Genomic DNA, 17,102 nt, shown 5'->3' with positions numbered 1-17,102 from the left:
AATGCCCCGATGAAAAAGTTTTTCAGCCTGCTCGCGACCTTGCTGGTACTGGCTTTGGCGATCTGGATTGGCCGCACGCTGTGGGTGCATTACATGGAAACACCATGGACCCGCGACGGTCGTGTGCGCGCCGACATCATCAACGTGGCGGCCGACGTCACCGGCGAAGTGGTCGACGTGCCGGTGCGTGACAACCAGTTGGTGAAGAAGGGCGACCTGCTGATGCAGATCGACCCCGAGCACTACCGCATTGCGGTCAAGCAGGCGCAATCATTGGTTGCGTCGCGCAAGGCCACCTGGGAAATGCGCAAGGTCAACGCCCACCGCCGTGCCGACCTCGACGCTCTGGTGATCTCCAAGGAAAACCGCGATGACGCCAGCAACATCGCTGACTCGGCCCTGGCCGATTACCAGCATGCGCTGGCGCAACTGGAAGCCGCAGAACTTAACCTCAAGCGCACCCAGGTCGTGGCCGCAGTGGACGGCTACGTCACCAACCTCAACGTGCATCGCGGTGACTACGCGCGCATCGGCGAGGCGAAAATGGCGGTGGTGGATATGAACTCGTTCTGGGTCTATGGCTTCTTTGAAGAAACCAAACTGCCTCACGTCAAGGTCGGCGACAAAGCCGACATGCAATTGATGAGCGGCGAAACGCTCAAGGGCCATGTGGAAAGCATCTCGCGCGGCATCTATGACCGCGACAACCCTGAAAGCCGCGAACTGATTGCGGATGTGAACCCGACCTTCAACTGGGTGCGCCTGGCCCAGCGTGTGCCGGTGCGGATTCACATTGATGAAGTGCCGGACGGCGTGTTGTTGGCGGCCGGGATTACCTGCACCGTGATCGTCAACCCAACACAAAACTGAAATGTGGGAGGGGCGGATTGGGCACCGCCTCAGGTTTGTGTGTTGGCTCTGATTTTCCGTCGACGCTTGACCCGCAGCATGCCGACGAAGCGGCGGTGGTTTCTTGTATTGAGGATCAGCAGGCAGAACAGCGATTGAAACAATGGAAATACTGCAAACATAGTCACTGGGTTGTTTCCCAAGTAGTCTGCCGAAAGCAAGGCGTTCAGGGCCGCGACGCCTACAAGCAATGGAGGCCCCGAACGAAACCCTGCCGCCACTAAGGCCAGGCCAATGCACATTGCCAGTAGCAGAGCCATGCCCGCCACGACCGCATATTCGCCAGGGAGATAATTTATTCGGGCGTAATACGACAGGCTATGTGACAGGTTGCCTGAAATGCTGACTAAGTTCATTGATACCTCCATACCCACCGTGAATGCAAAACGTCGGGTGTAACGACTTAACGTTCGGGGGGCCTGCAGGGTATCGATGTCATTGTTCATGGCTGTTGAACTCTTCATAAATGCCGATAAGGATAGGGTTGATATTCCCGGACAGGCCGCTGCCCGTAATCGCCAGAGCGGCACCTACCTGATCGGAGAGTTGAGTGAGAAGGTCTTGGCGTATCCGGGTATTGTTGAAGCGTTTGGGGAGTGTTCCGGCCAGCTGCTTTAACCGAATCATTTCGCGAGGATGACGAGGGTTCTGCAGGCGCAGTACTTCGTTTGTCAGCTTTGCACGTTCCTGGCGGCTCATGCGCCTCAAGATGTCGGTCAGGTTGCGGCCTGTCGTATTTTTGATCGTCATGACGGTCTTTACCGTAACAAACGTCGTGCTGCCCGCACCCACCAGCGAAATGCCGTCCAAGGCTACGGTCATTGCCTGATACCAACTATGGCTATCGTAATAATCGTTGTCAGACGGATTGGTTAGTTCTTTGTAGGTTCGCCATAGGCCGTTGCCACATTGCAAAGCACTGGCGGCTGCAGCTGTATAAGCAATGTAAGTAACTGCAAGGCTGGAACCTGCGCTGAGCGGCGCTGACGCGATGCCTGCCTTGGCAACAATAATCCCAATCACCGCCCCACCGCATGCTACGGCCATTCCCGCGGCTTCGCGCCATATCTGCGACTCGCGTGGTGAGTTTGCCACCCAATGCGCGTACTCATCAGCAGTCATAATCGGGCCTGTCACTTCTCGCAGAATCACCCGCTTCGGCTTGATACTGCACAGCGGTACAAACTCACGAAGTACCGTCACCTGATAATCACTGCCGATATGCACTACGCCGGCCCCAACGATGGCCGGGTCAGCGTCAATGGTTCTATAGAGTTTGGGCAGGTCCATCAGACTGATTAGCCGCTGGCGAGTCGTGGTGTGCGCATCCGGCACACCGCTTCGCAGGAAAGCGCTTGGCATCCTTTCACCTGTGATTAGACAGAGGTGAGAGAGCCTGAGGATAGCTTCCTCGTAATGATGTCAGGCCGTTCGCTGTTTTCTGTAGGGTCTGGCCGAACGGTTATTTCATGGCGCTACATAAGTTTCATGCAAGTGACGCCACAGCAGCGCGCCACTGGCCTGTTTCTCGAACACCACCGTGGCACGGCGGTCGGTCTGGGTGCCGCTGGCATCCACCTGATGCTCGCGATAAGTCACCGTGGCGCCGCGTGCATGCCGGTCAATCCCGGCCATTTCACTCAAGGTGATTTTCAACCCGGGGCGCATTCCACCCAGGCGAGTGAACAACGCATTGACCCCGGCCGTGTTGACCCGCGCACCCGTGGCGGGTGCGATCATGCTGAACTCAGGTGAGAACCGCGCCAGCAGGCTTTCCAGCGTGCCTTCAGGCGCAACGCCGGCAAACCATTGTTCGATCTCGACATGGGTCTGGACCACTTCTTCAAAAAAATCACTGTAATCAATCATGGTTGGGCTCGCTGGAAGGGTGAAGCAGCGTGTGTACCCTGGATGCATCCAGGCGCAGCACTGCGAAAAGCGGTAGCAGTGTCAAGACTGCCGCCATCGTGAAGGTTATGGAGAAGGAATCCAAGGCCGACAGCACTGCACTGAGCACGGCGGCGCCCACGCAGAAACTCACTTGGCGGTTGATGTTCCACAAGGCGCTGGCATGGCCCATGCGGTCGGCGGGGATATCGAGAAAGGCCAGGGTCTGCGCGGTGCTGCTGCACAGGCTGCCACCCAGGCCCATCAAGACGTAGGCCGCTATGATCAGGGCAGGCTCGTTGAGCAACAGGATACCGCCGCATTGCAACGCCATACCCGCCAGCAACAAGGGTTTGGGGCCGCAGCGATTGAAAAGTTTCTTGCTCAGGTAAATCGCCACTGCCGAGGCCAACGCCCACGGCAACATGAGTGCGCCGGTTTGGGTGGCGTCATACCCCAGGCCGCGTGCGTAGAGAATGGCGATCAGGCTGGTGCCGATAAATACGCCGGGTATACACAGGTAGACCCACATCGCCACGCGCAACATCGGGCTGGCGGCCTGTTTGAATATACTGCCCAGGTCCAGGGGCGGGCGTGTGCTGGTAGGTGCGTCGGGTTTTATCCACAGCAGCGTCAGCAGCAGGGTCATCAAGGCCAATGGCAGGTTGGCGTAGAAAATCCAGCACCAGGACAGGCTGTCGACAATCACCCCGCCCAATGCCGGGGACAACGCCGGCACCAGCAACGCCACCGACATCACCCGCGCCGTCAACTGGCTGCGCTCGGCGGCTGGAAAATGCCGGTACGCCATGGCTTGCCCCACCGGAATCAACAAACCGCCGCCGAGCCCTTGCAACGCACGCCAGCCAATCAACGCGTCGATGGAGCCAGCCTGGCCCACCATCACCGAGGCCCCGGCAAACAGCAGCAGGCTCGTTGCGATCAGCGTGCGTTCGCCCATGAGTGCCGCCAGCCACACACTCAAGGGAATGATCAGGGTCAGCCCGAGCATGTAGGCATTGCTGATCCACGCCAGTTGCGTGACCGAGGCGTGCAATTCGCGGGCGATATCCGGGTAGGCGACGGTGGCGACGAACATGTTCACCAGGTCCAGGGCAAAGCCCAGTAAAAAGATCCAGGCGACTTTCGAGCGGTAGGTCATGAACGTGATCCTGGGAGTGAAGCGCGCAGGGTAGGCGCGATGATGTGTTTGGGATACGCCGTTTTGCCTGTTAGTTTGTCAAAAATATTTTGACAAAGGAGGGCGTGGCCCATGGTCAGCCTGGATCGATTCGACACCTTCAAAGCCGTGGTCGAGGCCGGCTCGCTCACCGCTGCGGCGGATCTACTGGGCCAGACCCGCGCCGTGGTCAGCTTCAACCTCAAGCGCCTTGAAGCGGAGCTGGGTGTGACCCTGCTGACGCGCAATACCCGCCAACTGGCGCTCACCGATGCGGGCGAGCGCTTCTACCTGCGCTGCACGCGTATGCTCGAAGAGGCCCGCCTGGCGGTAGAAGAGGCCCGCTCCGAGCATGCCCAGCTCAAAGGCACGTTGCGCCTCACCACCACCGTGGAATACGCGCTGGCAGTGGTCGCCCCAGCGGTAGAAGCCTTTCGCCGCTTGCATCCGGACCTGAATATTCACTTATCCACATCCTCCACCCATGCCGATTTGATCTCGGAGCGTTTTGACGTGGCAATCCGGTTGGGGCGCCTGCTGGACTCCAACCATCGTGCGGTGCGGTTGTCGACGTTTGAGGTCTTCGCCGTGGCCGCACCGACCTTGGCCGGGGCACGCACGCTGGATGAATTGGAGCAGTTGCCCCAGTTGGGTCATGGTCGTTTGGCGGAACTGAGCCTGACCGACCCGGCCGGTGGCGAACATCAATACCGCCCCGGCCCTACCGCGCTGGTGGCCGACAGTGCCGCCGTGCTTCAAGCCTTTGCACGTCGCGGCCATGGCGTGGCGGTGTTGCCGCAATGGTTGGTGCAGGATGATCTGGACGCGGGGCGGTTGGTGCGGTTATTGGCGGACCATCACTTCGCCCCACAAGGGGTTTACGCGATGTATCCGGACACGCGGCATTTGCCGCTGAAGGTGCGGGCGTTTATTGATTTCATGAAGGGGTAACGTCAGGTGGTTAGCTGGCGGATCACGTTTACGAGGACAGGCGCGAAAGGTCTTAGTCGGTTGCTGGCGTCTGGAACGCTTAACTCGTCCATTAATAGAATCAGCAGTTCGGTATTTTCTACTTTGAGTTCTACACCACCTTCATACAGAAGCGCTTCCACGAGAGTTTTTCGGGCATTAATCAGTGCTCGGTTGCTTTCGTGGCTGTCGCCCAGGTTCAGCACCTTGATGGCCGTCGCTGCCCTTGGTGTCAGCCCCTCCACCCGTCCCGAAACGTAAAATTTCAGTTCAGTTTCGCATTCATCCATCAACGGTGTGAGTGGCAATAATTGATGGCCGTGGGCTTTGTCGCATTGCTTGGATCTATCGCAGCTAGCGACGATGTTAGAAAAGTCCACGGTACGATTCGGCGCGAGTTTTTGTGCTTGGACGTGCTCGTTGCGAGCGTTGTCCGCTGTTATTTCGTGGCAGCAGTAAGCGCACAGTCCATGTTGCTCTTCGACACATGCTTGACGAACGGATTGACTGGGTTCACGCGTCAGATCTGGGTAGCGCCCCTTTGGATTTGCACGTTTCCATTGCGTCAGCGCTGCCGGCTCATCTCCTTTGGTGATTTTACGCACTGCGCAACTCCAGTTTGCGAATCAGTAAGGCGGCCTTGGTGAGTTCGATATGACCTGGGGGCAAATCGACGGAAAGTTCTTCGAACAGGACCTTGGCCTCTTTCAGCTTTTTGTCTTGCAGCAATTCCAACAAGCGATCCAGCCGAAACTGAACTTCACTGTTGCGTACATCGGTGTCCATAACGTTGAGCAGTACCTGATTGGCATCGAGGCCGTAGAGACCGTCGTGCTCCTCCAGTTCGCCGTCGTCGAGGACGTAGCACAGGACGTCCTTGGTATCGCTGATCACCAATGGGGAATGAGTTGTGAGTATGAGCTGGCAGTTGGGGAAGGTGTCGGTGAGTTGGCGAATGAGACGGCGTTGCCACTTGGGGTGGAGGTGAAGATCTACTTCGTCGACGAGTACGACGCCGTAGCCATGTAGCGGGTTTTCCAGGGAGGGATTCATCATGGCAAGACGACGAGCTATATCGCCAACCAAGGCCATCATGGACTTTTCGCCTTGTGATAATTGGGAGACATCTAACGTTTGGCCGCATTTATCGATTGCCATGTGCAAATGTGGTCGACGCTGGACACGCAGGTTAGTGAACCCAGGCATGAACGCTCCTACGGCGGAACGGACGGCTGTTAACTGTCGATCACGAGATGAGGCGTGTGCTTGCTCCAGGAATTTCCATAGTTGGCTTTCTGGCGTGCCAATAATTTTTTGCACTTCTGCTAATGCGCTGGCTGAAATACCGGTTTCGTTTTCGCTATCCTCTCGCTCCCGGAACCATTCGAAGAAGCGGCGAAAGTCGACACCCCGGTTTAACGAGTTGTCGTAGCCGTCCAATTGGCTAAAGCTGTGCCGGGTTTTTATTTTCAGGGGAATTTCAAGTACTGAACGTTCGACTGGATAGTAAGCAATGAGGGGAACAGACGCGTTTTCGTCATGCGTTAAATTGTCCCTATAAACATTAGCTAGGGCCGACGTATCGGCGAGTTCGCTAGCGACCTTTGTTTTCCGCCCCCGCCTGGACTTTGCCAATGACCAATGGAAGTCGACAAACAGCTCTTCAGCCTCAATAGAGATTGACGCAACGTTTGAACCGTTATGTAAGGCGCTTTCTTCTATTGGGCTGCCGCTGCCGCTTTCTGATCGAATTCTTGCAACCAACCAGCTAAGGGAGGTGGCCAGTGACCTGAGAATTGTTGTTTTCCCCGCCCCATTGTTCCCCACAAACACCGTCACCTTCGACGCATGCTTTTCAGTCGGCGCAAAGGCGACTTCCAAGTCGGTAAAACGACCGACATTGTTCAGTCGAATTTTTCTGATTTCCATCGCATTACCCTTGTGGGGTCAGTCAGTTTCAAGAGGCAGGCGGCGATTATGGCACTCATCCGGGGTTTTGGCAGGTAGGCTTCATGCTTGCTTACAACACACCACCCAACCCAAAACGTTTCTTCAATACCCTCTCCAACAACCCCTTGGGCAACAGCGCCGCCATCAACGGTAGCGCCCGGCTGCCGTTGCCCGAGCGCAACAGGCGCGGCGGTTGCGCTTGCTGCACCGCCTTGAGCACGTCTGCAGCAAATTCACTGGCTGGGGTTGGCTTGTCCTGGGACGCTTGGCTGCGAGCACGAATGCCTTCGCGCAGCGGCCACCACGGTGACTTTTCGTTGATCAGCAATTCGGCCTGGGCCCCGGCGTTTTTCGCAAAGCTTGTATTGATCGCACCGGGCTGCACTTCCATCACCCGCACACCAAATGGCGCCAGCTCCATGCGCAGGGCGTCGCTCAACGCATGCACAGCGGCTTTGGACGCGCAGTAGGCGCCGGCGAACGGGGTGACCAGCACACCGGAAACGCTGCCGATATTCACCACCAGGCCCTGGCTGCGGCGCAAGGCGGGAAACAGCGCCTGGGTGACGCCGACGATGGAAAACACGTTGGTCTCGAATTGCCGCTGCATCGCCTCGGTGCCGCCGTCGAGCAACGGGCCCATGGCGCCGTAGCCGGCGTTGTTGACCAGCACATCCAGCTCGCCCCACTGGTCGGCCAAGCGCTGCAAGGCGGCGTTATCGTTGACGTCCAGTTGCACGGCGTTGAAACCGGCGGCCGATAAGTGGGCGACATCTTCTGCGCGGCGGGCGCTGGCCCATACCGTAAAGCCGGCAGCTTTGAAGGCGTCGGCGAGGGCACGGCCGATGCCGCTGGAGCAACCGGTGATGAGTACGTTGGGCATGGATCCATCCTTTGTCAGTCCGAGAAGCTGCCTTGCAGGTGCTCGGCACGAAATTCCAGGGTTTGTGGGCGATAGCCGGGACGCAGCGGGGGGGTGGGCAAGCAATCTTCCCAGGTTTCCCCCGCCTGCAGTTCGCCGGGGCCGCGATAGCGAGGGGCGGCGTAGACGTTGTCGGCCAGGTTGACCGTGTCGCCCGGCGCGTAGGCCGCCACGCGCCAGCGCAGTTCGGTCAGGGGCACGTCGTTGGTGTTCTTCAAGGTCAGCTTCAACGGCCGGTCGGCCTGGCAGTCTTGCGGCGCATAGCTGATGCGCAGTTCCAGGCGGGCCAGCTGCGAGGCTTCGCGGTTATCCAGCCACACCACCCAGATCGCCACGAAGCCCAGGCCGACGGCGGCAGCAAGCGAAACCGGCAGCGCCTTGGCCGGATAACGCAGCAGCAGGATCAGCCAGGTAATGATCAGGAGAACGCCGAAGAACATGAAGGCCACCTCGAATGGGGAACGAGCATCCTAACTTAAGCGTAGGTGGGATTGGTTACCTTGAGTGCTGTGGTGGCCGTGCGGGCCTCATCGGGAGCAAGCCCCCTCCCACATTTGAATGTGTTCACAAATCAAAGATGGGAGCAACTGTCTTGATGACCATAACTTGGCCGTCGCCTTCAAAGACAGCCAAGCTCCCACAGCTTCAAGCCGTGTGACCTTCAACGACACATCGCTGCCGATTCAGGCAGGTGTTTTTCACTTCAATCAATAGGACCGTACAGTGCCCTGGTACTTGGTCATGCATTTTCAGCAGAGCTCACAGCGATCTGCTACTTGAGCTTACATTCCTGGCAGGAACCGGAGCGCATTGAACGTCCACTTATCTGACGACCTACAGGGAGGTAGCGGCGACGTTCAACTCTTCTATGTAAGGTTTATTTAATGTTTGCAGCGACCGAAAACTCGACCCACCTTTCTCCCCCACAAAGCGTTGTTGCCCCAAACGCATTGGCCACCCAAACCGATATTGCCGTTGACACCCCCCCGCAAAAGCCCGTGCACCTGCCGTCGGTATTGACCTACGCACCGGACGGTATTCCTCTGCCCACCTCGGCCGGCATACCCCCGGTCGGGTTGGAATACCCACGGCTCATGCAGCAATTCAAGGTTACCAATCAGGAGGCGTTTGTCACCCAACACGCCCTTCAGTCCCGCGACATGCAGCGTTTGCACGGTGAGCAACCGAGCTTCCAGGACTTCCTGCGTCAGCAAGTGGAGCAAATGTTTCCGTACATGTCGACCCTGAAGCCAAAAGACCTGGTCTTCAAGCGCTGGGTCGAGCAGGACGATGGCTCTATCAAAACACTGTCGTCCGAGCCGGTGCTGGACGCCTTGAACAGGAAGGTGGCGAACTTGCTGGCCAATCCTGACAAGCAGCCCAACGCAGGCGACGTTGAACCGTCCGGCATTTTTACCCGTGCCACCGACACCAGCCCGAGCACCCTCGTCACGCCACAGTTGACCCTGGATACGATTGCCCAGCGCATCGTCACGCAGTTTCCGATTGCCCTCCAGACCTTCTGGACAACCCCCCGCCCGACGTTGAAAGACCCTCAGGTTCTGCAGGCCCCTCAAGACCAGTTGTTGACCTTGCACAAGCAACAACTGTCGACGCTGGCGGCATTGCGCGTGAGCGATGGAACCTTGAGCGCGGCGAGCAAGCGGTTGATCGACGCAGCACTGCAATACCCTACGTTGGCTGAACGGGAAGCGGCCTTCCCCAATGGCGCACGCCCTGGTGTCTACCCGCTTACCGTTGATGACGGTAGCGAGCGGGGAGCCTTGATGGCGGGCTGCTTCCTAATCACCAGCACCGACGGTTCCGGGGCCACGCCCCCCGTCTGGACGAAAGGCCGGACTTTGGCACTCGATGAGACGAATGGGCCGGTCGTGCTGTACACCCCGGGTGAGGGGTTCGAGCAGTTCGCGACGCCAGCCCAGGCGCGCCAGGCGATTGCAGCGCGCCTTGATGAGGGGGGCGCCGACGCGGACCTACTGTTGCAAACGCTGCCGTTGTCGTTACAAAACAAGTCGGAACCGCCCTCTGGCAACGATGTGATGTTGAGCGCCGACCCCTTGACGGGGGATGTGCTGGCCGAGGGCATCCCCTGGATGCTCAAGCGTCAGCAGGAGGAAATCGTTGCGAATCTCGCCCGGGTATCGACAGAGCCGGGAGCACTCAAGCGCATGGATGATGCCGCTGACTGGTCGTACCTGCTCAGTGGCGACAACGCCATGGCGGCGCGGGATGAACAACTGGCTGACAAGCTGGCCCCCGAGTGGCTGAAAAACCTGAGCCCGGCCCAGGAAGCGTTGTTTGATTACCTGGAATACTCCGAGGCCCGCAGTGCAAATGCGCTGGCGTCATCGCTGGCAACCCTTCCTTCTCTGGGTAGCTTTTCCCGCGACCGGATGAACGAAGCGATCAAACGGCAGTTCCCCGCTGCACAGGTCGATGCGGACAAGCTGATGGTGCGGGTGAAAACCAGGTCCAATCCTCACACTGGCGGGCAAAGCAGCAGTCATACGCTCACCGTCAAGCACCACCGGGTATCGCTGACTGATCTGGCGCTGAAAAACCCCAGTGAGTTTCCAGCCGTCCAGCACGGCCACTTCACCCAGCTCACCTTCGAGCTGCCGCTGACCGATACGCACGGCAACCCTCTGTTGGGCGACGATGGCAAGCCGGTCGTCCTGAATACCGACCAGCTCAAGGCGTTGGTCAACACTGCCGATGTGGGAGGAGCCTATACCGAGCTGCTTAAACAGGCGTTGGCCACGGATGCCCCGTCGGGTGCTGCCGGCGACGTCCGCAAAGCATGGAAAACCCACCTGAGCGACATGCTGGATAAAGAGGCTTTTCTCGCAGCACTCAACCCCAATACCTACAACATAGATGCTACCCAAGACACCAGCACCAAACGAGGGGCGCAGTGGGTGGCGGCTGTTCTTGATTACCCGGACTCGGCTGACCGGCCCCTGGTGGATGGGAAAAAAATTATCACCAATGCCCTTATCCAGCGTGGGTTGCCGGTTCAGGGAGCGATGGTGATTGGCAATGACACAGACGCGTCGCTGGTGCTGTGCACGCCGAATGCGCCCGATGGCGTGTGTTTTCGCGAAGTGGCGGATATAAACGCCCTGAACGCCTTGATGGAGAAAAAGGAGTGGAGGCTCTACACCGCGAGCAGAACGTCGCCGGTCGATAAAAACGACGTGGTTAACGCTGGCGAGGCGATCAAGGAGCGCGCATTCGATCCGACGAAGAGCCCATTGCGCACGCTGGATGCGCTCGTCACTGTGCTCAAATTGACGAGCGCTCCGGTGACACTCAAACCCTTCGATGGCAACTTTCAGGATGAGCTGTACAAACAGAAAGTAAAGTTACTCATCGATCACGCGGACCACCAAAGCGTCAGCAGCGCAGAGGTCGCGTATCAATCGAGAATCAACAAAGTTCAGTTCGGCATTGAGGTGGCCTCCATCTTCCTCGACTTGTTGCCAGTACTCGGAAAAGGCATCTCCATGGGGGTTCGTTTAGGAAAGGCTGGCGTGACGGCCCTGCGCGCCAATGCCCGAATCTTGCCGCGGCTGCTCAAAAGCCCAGGCGCATTGCGTGCGGTCTACTCGGATTTCACGATGGCCGCCTCTGGTATTCCCAATGTGAGTGCCGTGCCGTTGCGGCCGGTGTTTAAAAGCCCGGTGGTCCCGCCAGCCCCTCCAGTCATCGTCAGAGCACCAACGGCGGGTGCGCGTCCAAACCTTAATCTGAGCACCTTCAGCGTGTCGGAAGACGTCATCAAAGGTCGCCCTCTGAGGCCAGACGGTACCTATAACGTGGGCAATGATTGGTACGTGCGCTTTACCGACAGTACCGGGGTCAACAAGGTGTATCAGATTGATTCGGCCTTCCACGCACGTGACGGGCGGGTTGCTATCGTGGATCCTCAGGCGCCACTGACGACATCCAAGCTCTATAGGGTTCAAGCATTTCTGGAGTCTGCCGGTAACGGTGAGTGGCGTTTGAGCCGATTGCCGGGCGGGGCTCCCACTGCTACGGGGACATCACGGCCGAGCAAGCGTCCGTTTGACCAAGTCAGCTCTTCAGGGAGCGTCGGCACGAATAACGCGACAAGTGGCCAAGTAACCAATAAGCGACCGAGAGTGCCGGAAAGCTTTCCGGGTGAAAAAGCGCTGATGGAGCCACCGGTAAAAGGTAAGAATGTTTTTTATCACTACACCGGGGCCAAGCCGCATGCCGCAATCATGGCCGATAGGAGACTTTCACCTTCAAGTTTAGATTTGAGCGGTCGACCTCTGCCCGGAAAGCGAGGCCGGCACTACTTTACGGACTTGGCACCCGCAGATATGCCGACCCGACAGATTTCCGAAACCATCTTTGGAAAGCGTAAATATGGCAATGCGATGGATAAAATGTCGCACTACTATGAAGTCAATACGTCGGGGTTAAATGTTATCCAAAGCCCTGATAATCCGCATATTTTCTATGTGGATGAGCCGTTTTCAATTCCTTTGAAGTACCGGGGTGGCCCTAACGCTGAGTTAGTCGATCGCGTTATTTCTCATGGGAAAACGCCCATTTAAATATCAGCCCATGGCAGTGCCGGTATTGGGTAAGGGCCAGTGATGGCGGCTGTGTTTCGGCCCTTGCCACCCAACCCCCGGCGGATAGAAGACGCAGTCAGCTGGACGGGGCTTCTTTGGTCTGTTGAGTGACTGCGCGATGGTATTCACTCATACGACACGGTCATCTTTTGGACTACCACATCCCGATGTCTTTTCCGATATGTGGCGGAACCGTTTCAGGAAACATCCCCACAGAGGTGGCGAAGGGAATATCTGGATACCAGGAGGTATAACTTCATACGCGTTAGAGTGAGGCAATATGAATATCCAAGGTGTCAATGTATCTGTAGTCCCCCCCCTTAATGCTCCCGCAGCTTTGCAGGGGAGTGAGAGCTTGTTGTCCGAGACGCTTAAAAATGCGATCAACACAGAGCTCAATTCGTTGTTGTCCCCGGCGCTCCTTCCTCAACAACGCACTGATTTGCTGAGCGCGTTCAAACAAGCGGTCACTGATCAGTTGAGTTCGCATGTGGGTGGGGCGCTCTACAATGGAGAAAATAAAGAAAAAGCCCAAGGTGCTGGATTGGTGCTGGGTGGCGCTGTGATGCAAGGCGCCGGACAAAGGCTTGGCAGCAGTGGAGGCATGGGAACGAAGCTGGCGGGCGCGGGATTGGTTTGGCTCGGCAGGACCGCTGAAGAAGTCGGCAAGAACAAGTACGGCAGCGCCGGTGGTAGCGGTTCAGGTGCCGACGGTACCAACGCTTATGCCGGTTTTTATAAAGGTTTTCCAACCGATGGGAAACGGTAGTCGGTCGGCCGGCTCTGGGCGACCCCATTCGGCCTCGGACTATGACTGAATGAAAAAGCCCTCGTCCAACCGGTTGCGGATAGGAGACGCAGCCGGCTGGCTGGGGGCTTCTTTAACGATTGTTTACCGCGCGGTGGTTTTCACCTAGGTCACTGCCCGATTGCACGTCGATGATCTCCAATGGGATCTTGCCCGGAGTGCGTAGGCGGAGCGACCCGGCGCAGGCGATCGACGCTGTTTTGGGACATAACCTTAAATAAGTTTTTATCGCGTTTTCTGTACGAATCGACACTCAAGAAGCACTGGAACCTGTCGGAATGAATACCTCGACAAGTCCCGGTTCCAATCCTCTTGTGTGAGATAGATCCAATGATCAGCAGCCCGCTAAGTCCCTCTTTTTTACCACCGCCTGTGGTGCATACGAGGCTCTCTGCCTTGCCGGTTGAGCCACCTTCAGTGGCGGTGGCCCAGGAAGGCACTCAGGCTTCCTCCCCTCCAGGCGTGCGGGGCGTGCCTCGTCTTCGACGCAGTATCGAACTGGAAAATCCTCCTGCTGACGGCGGGGGGCTGATGGACGGGCAGCCGCTCAGTTATTGGAAAGAGTGGACCGGAAACACCCAGAACAATTATCGCCTGGTCAGCGCGTTGCAGGCGGTCCAAGCGGCCATCGTCAAGGATCCGAGCCTGGATGTTGCAACGTTGCTGGAAGCGCAGAAGTTTTCCGTTCATGAGTATTCAACGTTTGCGCGAGATTACGGCATTGAGTCGGGCGATGAAGATTCGGTCGCTTGGTTTTTGCGGGAAAATCAGCTGTTGGTCCCCAAAACCCCCGAGCAACTGGCCAACCTCATTGCCGTATGCAAAGAACCTTTGCCCGAGCCTGGTGAACACGGCAATCACTGGGGGCTGTTGTCCCAGCCAGCCACATTGAGCCGCGAGCAACGAACGAAGGTAGCCGAAACCGCGGCAGCGGAAATGGCCAAGTTATCGCCTGGAAAAGGCATCTTCAGCACATTTTTTGAGAAATATGGCGCATCGGTCCAAGGCAACGACGCGGCGCAGATCCTCGAGCGCATGATGGGCAGTGCTGAGATCAGTATGTTGGGCCAAGCCCTGAAAATGGCTGTCAATGACGCGTCACTATCCACCGAAGTTCCCGATTGGGTGATGGCGGCCATGGTGCTGGAGCTCGATCCTCAGGCGGGCAGCAAACGTGGCGTCGTGGCCGGTTACGACCTTTATCAGCCTGCCAACCGGGACGTGCATCCGTCGGTGGTAGTGTCGCGTCTTGAACAGCATCTGGTGGATCAGGGCAAAGTCCCGGCCGCGCTGGCGCCGGCCGCCGCTCGGCTGTTGCTTGCGGGGTCTGAGCCAGTCTTCATCGTCACGGGTTTGCCCGACAACCTGGTGGTGAAATCGGCAGCTTTTGCCAGGCTCTCGGCGGTTGTGCAGGAGCAAGAATTCTGGGCGCCGGGTCTCGCGACACACACTGATTTCAAAACATTCATGCGTCTGGGCGAGCATGGCCCTATCACGAGCGACGGGGCCGTTATCCAGGCCAAGGCCCAGACCACTGCGTTGATTCAGTGGGCAATCGCCCAGGACAAGCTTGTTCAAAAAGACGATGGCGCCTATACGTCGCAAGAAGTGGCGGCGGTACACGAGGCCTTCAATACGGAGCTCAGCGGGTTGAAAAAGGCCCAGGAACAGATGGCCGCGACCATGCCGACTCGCAGGGCTATCGCCAATGAAAACCTGAAAGCGGCTTATGGGGCCCGGTATTCATTCGATGTGCGCAACATAAGGATTGCCAATATCGATGCCAGCGAGAGCAAGGAACACTCGCTGGAAGAAATCCATATGGCTGGAAAAATGAACCGTATTCCCAGGGGAGACCGGTACGACTTCCAGCTGGGTAACCGTTTCCCCAGGGTCAAGCCGCTTCCTGACGTGAATCAGCAGTTCAAAACCCAATTTGATAGTTACTTCAGCAACCTGAAGGAGGGGGTGACGACGATCGTCAAACATCAACTGTCGCAGCTTCCCTTGGAAGATCGCCAAACCATTGCGTCGGGCCAGGTCGAGTTTTTTTCCTTACGCAGAGCCAGCACCGCTGAAGCTGAGGGAACAGAGTCTGTGGAGCAGGCGCGAGCTGCCAAAGCGCGTTACGGACTGTTGATGCGTGTGCAGACCAAGATAGACAAGAACGGCAGTGATCAGGACCCAAAAAATATCCGCCATGTTTATTACGAAATGTTCCCCCTGCAAGGCGCTCCTCGTCGACGTGATGACTTGCCCAGGCATTTGCCCAACCCACCCCCCAGAGTCGCCAATGCCCAGACCTACGAGACGACGCAGGCCAAGGGCGTCGGTGTCTGGGTCGATTATGCGGCCTATGAAAATGGCACACCGGCGCAGCCGGAGAAGTACAGCGACGGGCTGCTGACCGCTCCTATCCGTGCACCGAACATGCCTGAACCCCGAGCCGGCCAGCAGGCCACAGCCGTCACAGACCTCAACCCTCGTTTTGACAGGATCGCCGAAGTGGTAGCAGGCCATCTGCTGCATGATCGCGAAGCCATGGAAGCAGGCGCCAAAGGCGTGACCGAGGTGGAGAAGGAAGAGGCGAGCATCAACGCCGGATATGATTTTGTCATGGGGCTGATTCCATTCAAAAATGCGATCGAAAACGCAGTCAAGGGCAATACCGGCGCGGCGCTCCTGGATTTTGCGCTGGATATTTTCGGTTTTATCGTGCCCTTCGCCAAAGGGGTTGGCCAGGCGGGCAGGGCCTTGGGCAAGTTGAGCGAGAAGCTTGGAACGCGAGCGTTCAAAGCCTCCGACAGTATTGTGCGGTCGGTGGCCAGCGGTTTGAACCCCGTCGATGGCCTGGGAGACCTGGCAGAGGGGGTGGCGAGGGGGGGCAAGTCGCTGTTGCAGAGCAGTTACAAGGAGTTGAAGCAAATATTGCAGAAGCAATCCTCCAGTGTTGGCGCACCTACCAAGGTTTCGGGTGTGGCATCCGATACCGTCGGCGCTGGCCGTCAGTTGCCCGACTATAGCGCTCACGCACTGCCGGAGGACTTTCTCAATGGTCACACGAAAAGGGGAGACGGTACGTATCAAGTCGGTGATGAGTTCTATGTTCGTTTCACCGATGGCACGGGTGAGAGTAAAGCCTTTCAGGTCGAACGGCACTACAAGGGCGGGGGCAAACCTGTTCGGGTCGTCGATCCGGTTAACCACAATCAGGTGATGATGCTGGTACCGACCGGCAATGGCGAATGGCGATTAGCGGGTAATGCCGGTGGCGTCAAAAAAACTCCGGGCGTGGACGGGGTCAGGATTGCGCCGCAAAAGAGCCCTGGCCGCAAAGGCAATATCCCTTCACCTGCCGTAGCAGGTCGGCCGTTGGAGAATCACGCTAATTGGCAAGCGGTAGTGGATTCGGGCTTCCACAATGGGCAGCCGGTTTATATTCACTACACCAGCAAGGAAGGCGCAGAAGCGATCGCGCGCGCCCAAGGTATCAATGATTTGGCACGCAATGAAACCCGTGCAGGGTCAAAGGGCGGTGTGTACGTTAACCCTCCCGGGCAGCAACTCAACAGTGAGAACGTTGAGACTCTGTTGTTTTTAGGCAACGAACGCTATGCGGGCAGGGGCGAATACAAGGTGATATTCAGCACTGACCAAGTACCGAGGGATTTAGGCCCTGTCACTGCAGGCAGCTCGATTGTCGAGTTGAAGATGGACAAGGAAATCAAGCTGACATCGTCGAATTTCCTGTATTTGGGGCCGAATCAGTTTCCCGACTACTTCGGCTGAGTGCGGCTTGGAACCGTGAGGTAACGTGCAAGAACGCCCCCGCCCAACCCTCTGCGGATA

13 protein-coding genes are annotated in these 17,102 nt (G+C 57.6%); 5 read left to right on the top strand and 8 right to left on the bottom strand.

Annotated features, from left to right (window positions below):
- Positions 1–9: 9 nt before the first annotated feature.
- Entirely contained in the window at positions 10–870 is an 861-nt protein-coding gene (locus tag M5B43_RS03590) for an HlyD family secretion protein (RefSeq protein WP_248748818.1), read from the top strand.
- A 29-nt stretch (positions 871–899) separates the two neighbouring features.
- On the opposite strand, the gene M5B43_RS03585 is transcribed toward M5B43_RS03590, so the two are convergent.
- The 4 genes from M5B43_RS03585 to M5B43_RS03570 all read right to left on the bottom strand — a co-directional run bounded on the left by M5B43_RS03585 (position 900) and on the right by M5B43_RS03570 (position 3,958).
- A complete protein-coding gene (locus tag M5B43_RS03585; protein ID WP_248748817.1) occupies positions 900–1,355 on the bottom strand; it encodes a hypothetical protein in 456 nt (151 codons plus the stop codon).
- On the bottom strand, positions 1,345–2,271 hold the full coding sequence (locus tag M5B43_RS03580) for an NAD synthetase (protein ID WP_248748816.1): 927 nt from the start codon (positions 2,269–2,271) through the stop codon (positions 1,345–1,347). Before M5B43_RS03580 ends, M5B43_RS03585 begins: the two co-directional genes overlap by 11 nt.
- A 105-nt stretch (positions 2,272–2,376) precedes the next feature.
- Positions 2,377–2,778, bottom strand: a complete 402-nt coding sequence (locus tag M5B43_RS03575; RefSeq protein ID WP_248748815.1) for a DUF4440 domain-containing protein — start codon at positions 2,776–2,778, stop codon at positions 2,377–2,379.
- Positions 2,771–3,958, bottom strand: coding sequence for an MFS transporter (locus M5B43_RS03570; RefSeq protein ID WP_248748814.1), 1,188 nt, complete (start codon positions 3,956–3,958; stop codon positions 2,771–2,773). The genes M5B43_RS03575 and M5B43_RS03570 overlap by 8 nt, the downstream gene beginning before the upstream one ends.
- Positions 3,959–4,069: 111 nt before the next feature.
- On the opposite strand from M5B43_RS03570, the gene M5B43_RS03565 reads away from it, so the two are divergent.
- Positions 4,070–4,927, top strand: coding sequence for a LysR family transcriptional regulator (locus M5B43_RS03565; RefSeq protein WP_248748813.1), 858 nt, complete (start codon positions 4,070–4,072; stop codon positions 4,925–4,927).
- A 2-nt stretch (positions 4,928–4,929) separates the two neighbouring features.
- Here M5B43_RS03565 and M5B43_RS03560 read toward each other — a convergent pair whose 3' ends face one another.
- The 4 genes from M5B43_RS03560 to M5B43_RS03545 form a co-directional block, all read right to left on the bottom strand.
- Complete coding sequence (locus M5B43_RS03560; protein WP_248748812.1) at positions 4,930–5,550, bottom strand: retron system putative HNH endonuclease; 621 nt, start codon at positions 5,548–5,550, stop codon at positions 4,930–4,932.
- Positions 5,543–6,874, bottom strand: coding sequence for an AAA family ATPase (locus M5B43_RS03555; protein WP_248748811.1), 1,332 nt, complete (start codon positions 6,872–6,874; stop codon positions 5,543–5,545). Before M5B43_RS03555 ends, M5B43_RS03560 begins: the two co-directional genes overlap by 8 nt.
- Before the next feature lie 91 nt (positions 6,875–6,965).
- Entirely contained in the window at positions 6,966–7,778 is an 813-nt protein-coding gene (locus tag M5B43_RS03550) for an SDR family oxidoreductase (RefSeq protein ID WP_248748810.1), read from the bottom strand.
- Positions 7,779–7,792: 14 nt separating this feature from the next.
- Entirely contained in the window at positions 7,793–8,257 is a 465-nt protein-coding gene (locus tag M5B43_RS03545; protein WP_248748809.1) for a multidrug transporter, read from the bottom strand.
- A gap of 444 nt (positions 8,258–8,701) precedes the next feature.
- Here M5B43_RS03545 and M5B43_RS03540 point away from each other — a divergent pair, with 444 nt between their 5' ends.
- The 3 genes from M5B43_RS03540 (at position 8,702) to M5B43_RS03530 (ending at position 17,042) form a co-directional block, all read left to right on the top strand.
- Entirely contained in the window at positions 8,702–12,424 is a 3,723-nt protein-coding gene (locus M5B43_RS03540) for a DUF6543 domain-containing protein (protein ID WP_248748808.1), read from the top strand.
- A gap of 301 nt (positions 12,425–12,725) precedes the next feature.
- Positions 12,726–13,214, top strand: a complete 489-nt coding sequence (locus M5B43_RS03535) for a hypothetical protein (RefSeq protein ID WP_248748807.1) — start codon at positions 12,726–12,728, stop codon at positions 13,212–13,214.
- A 510-nt stretch (positions 13,215–13,724) separates the two neighbouring features.
- Positions 13,725–17,042: a hypothetical protein gene (locus tag M5B43_RS03530; protein ID WP_248748806.1), complete on the top strand. Its 3,318-nt coding sequence runs from the start codon at positions 13,725–13,727 to the stop codon at positions 17,040–17,042.
- Positions 17,043–17,102 lie beyond the last annotated feature (60 nt).

Source organism: Pseudomonas sp. MWU15-20650, from assembly GCF_023242475.1.
Taxonomy (GTDB): domain Bacteria; phylum Pseudomonadota; class Gammaproteobacteria; order Pseudomonadales; family Pseudomonadaceae; genus Aquipseudomonas.
Note: the sequence above shows the minus strand (reverse complement) of the source record. Positions and strands in the feature narration are given on the sequence as shown.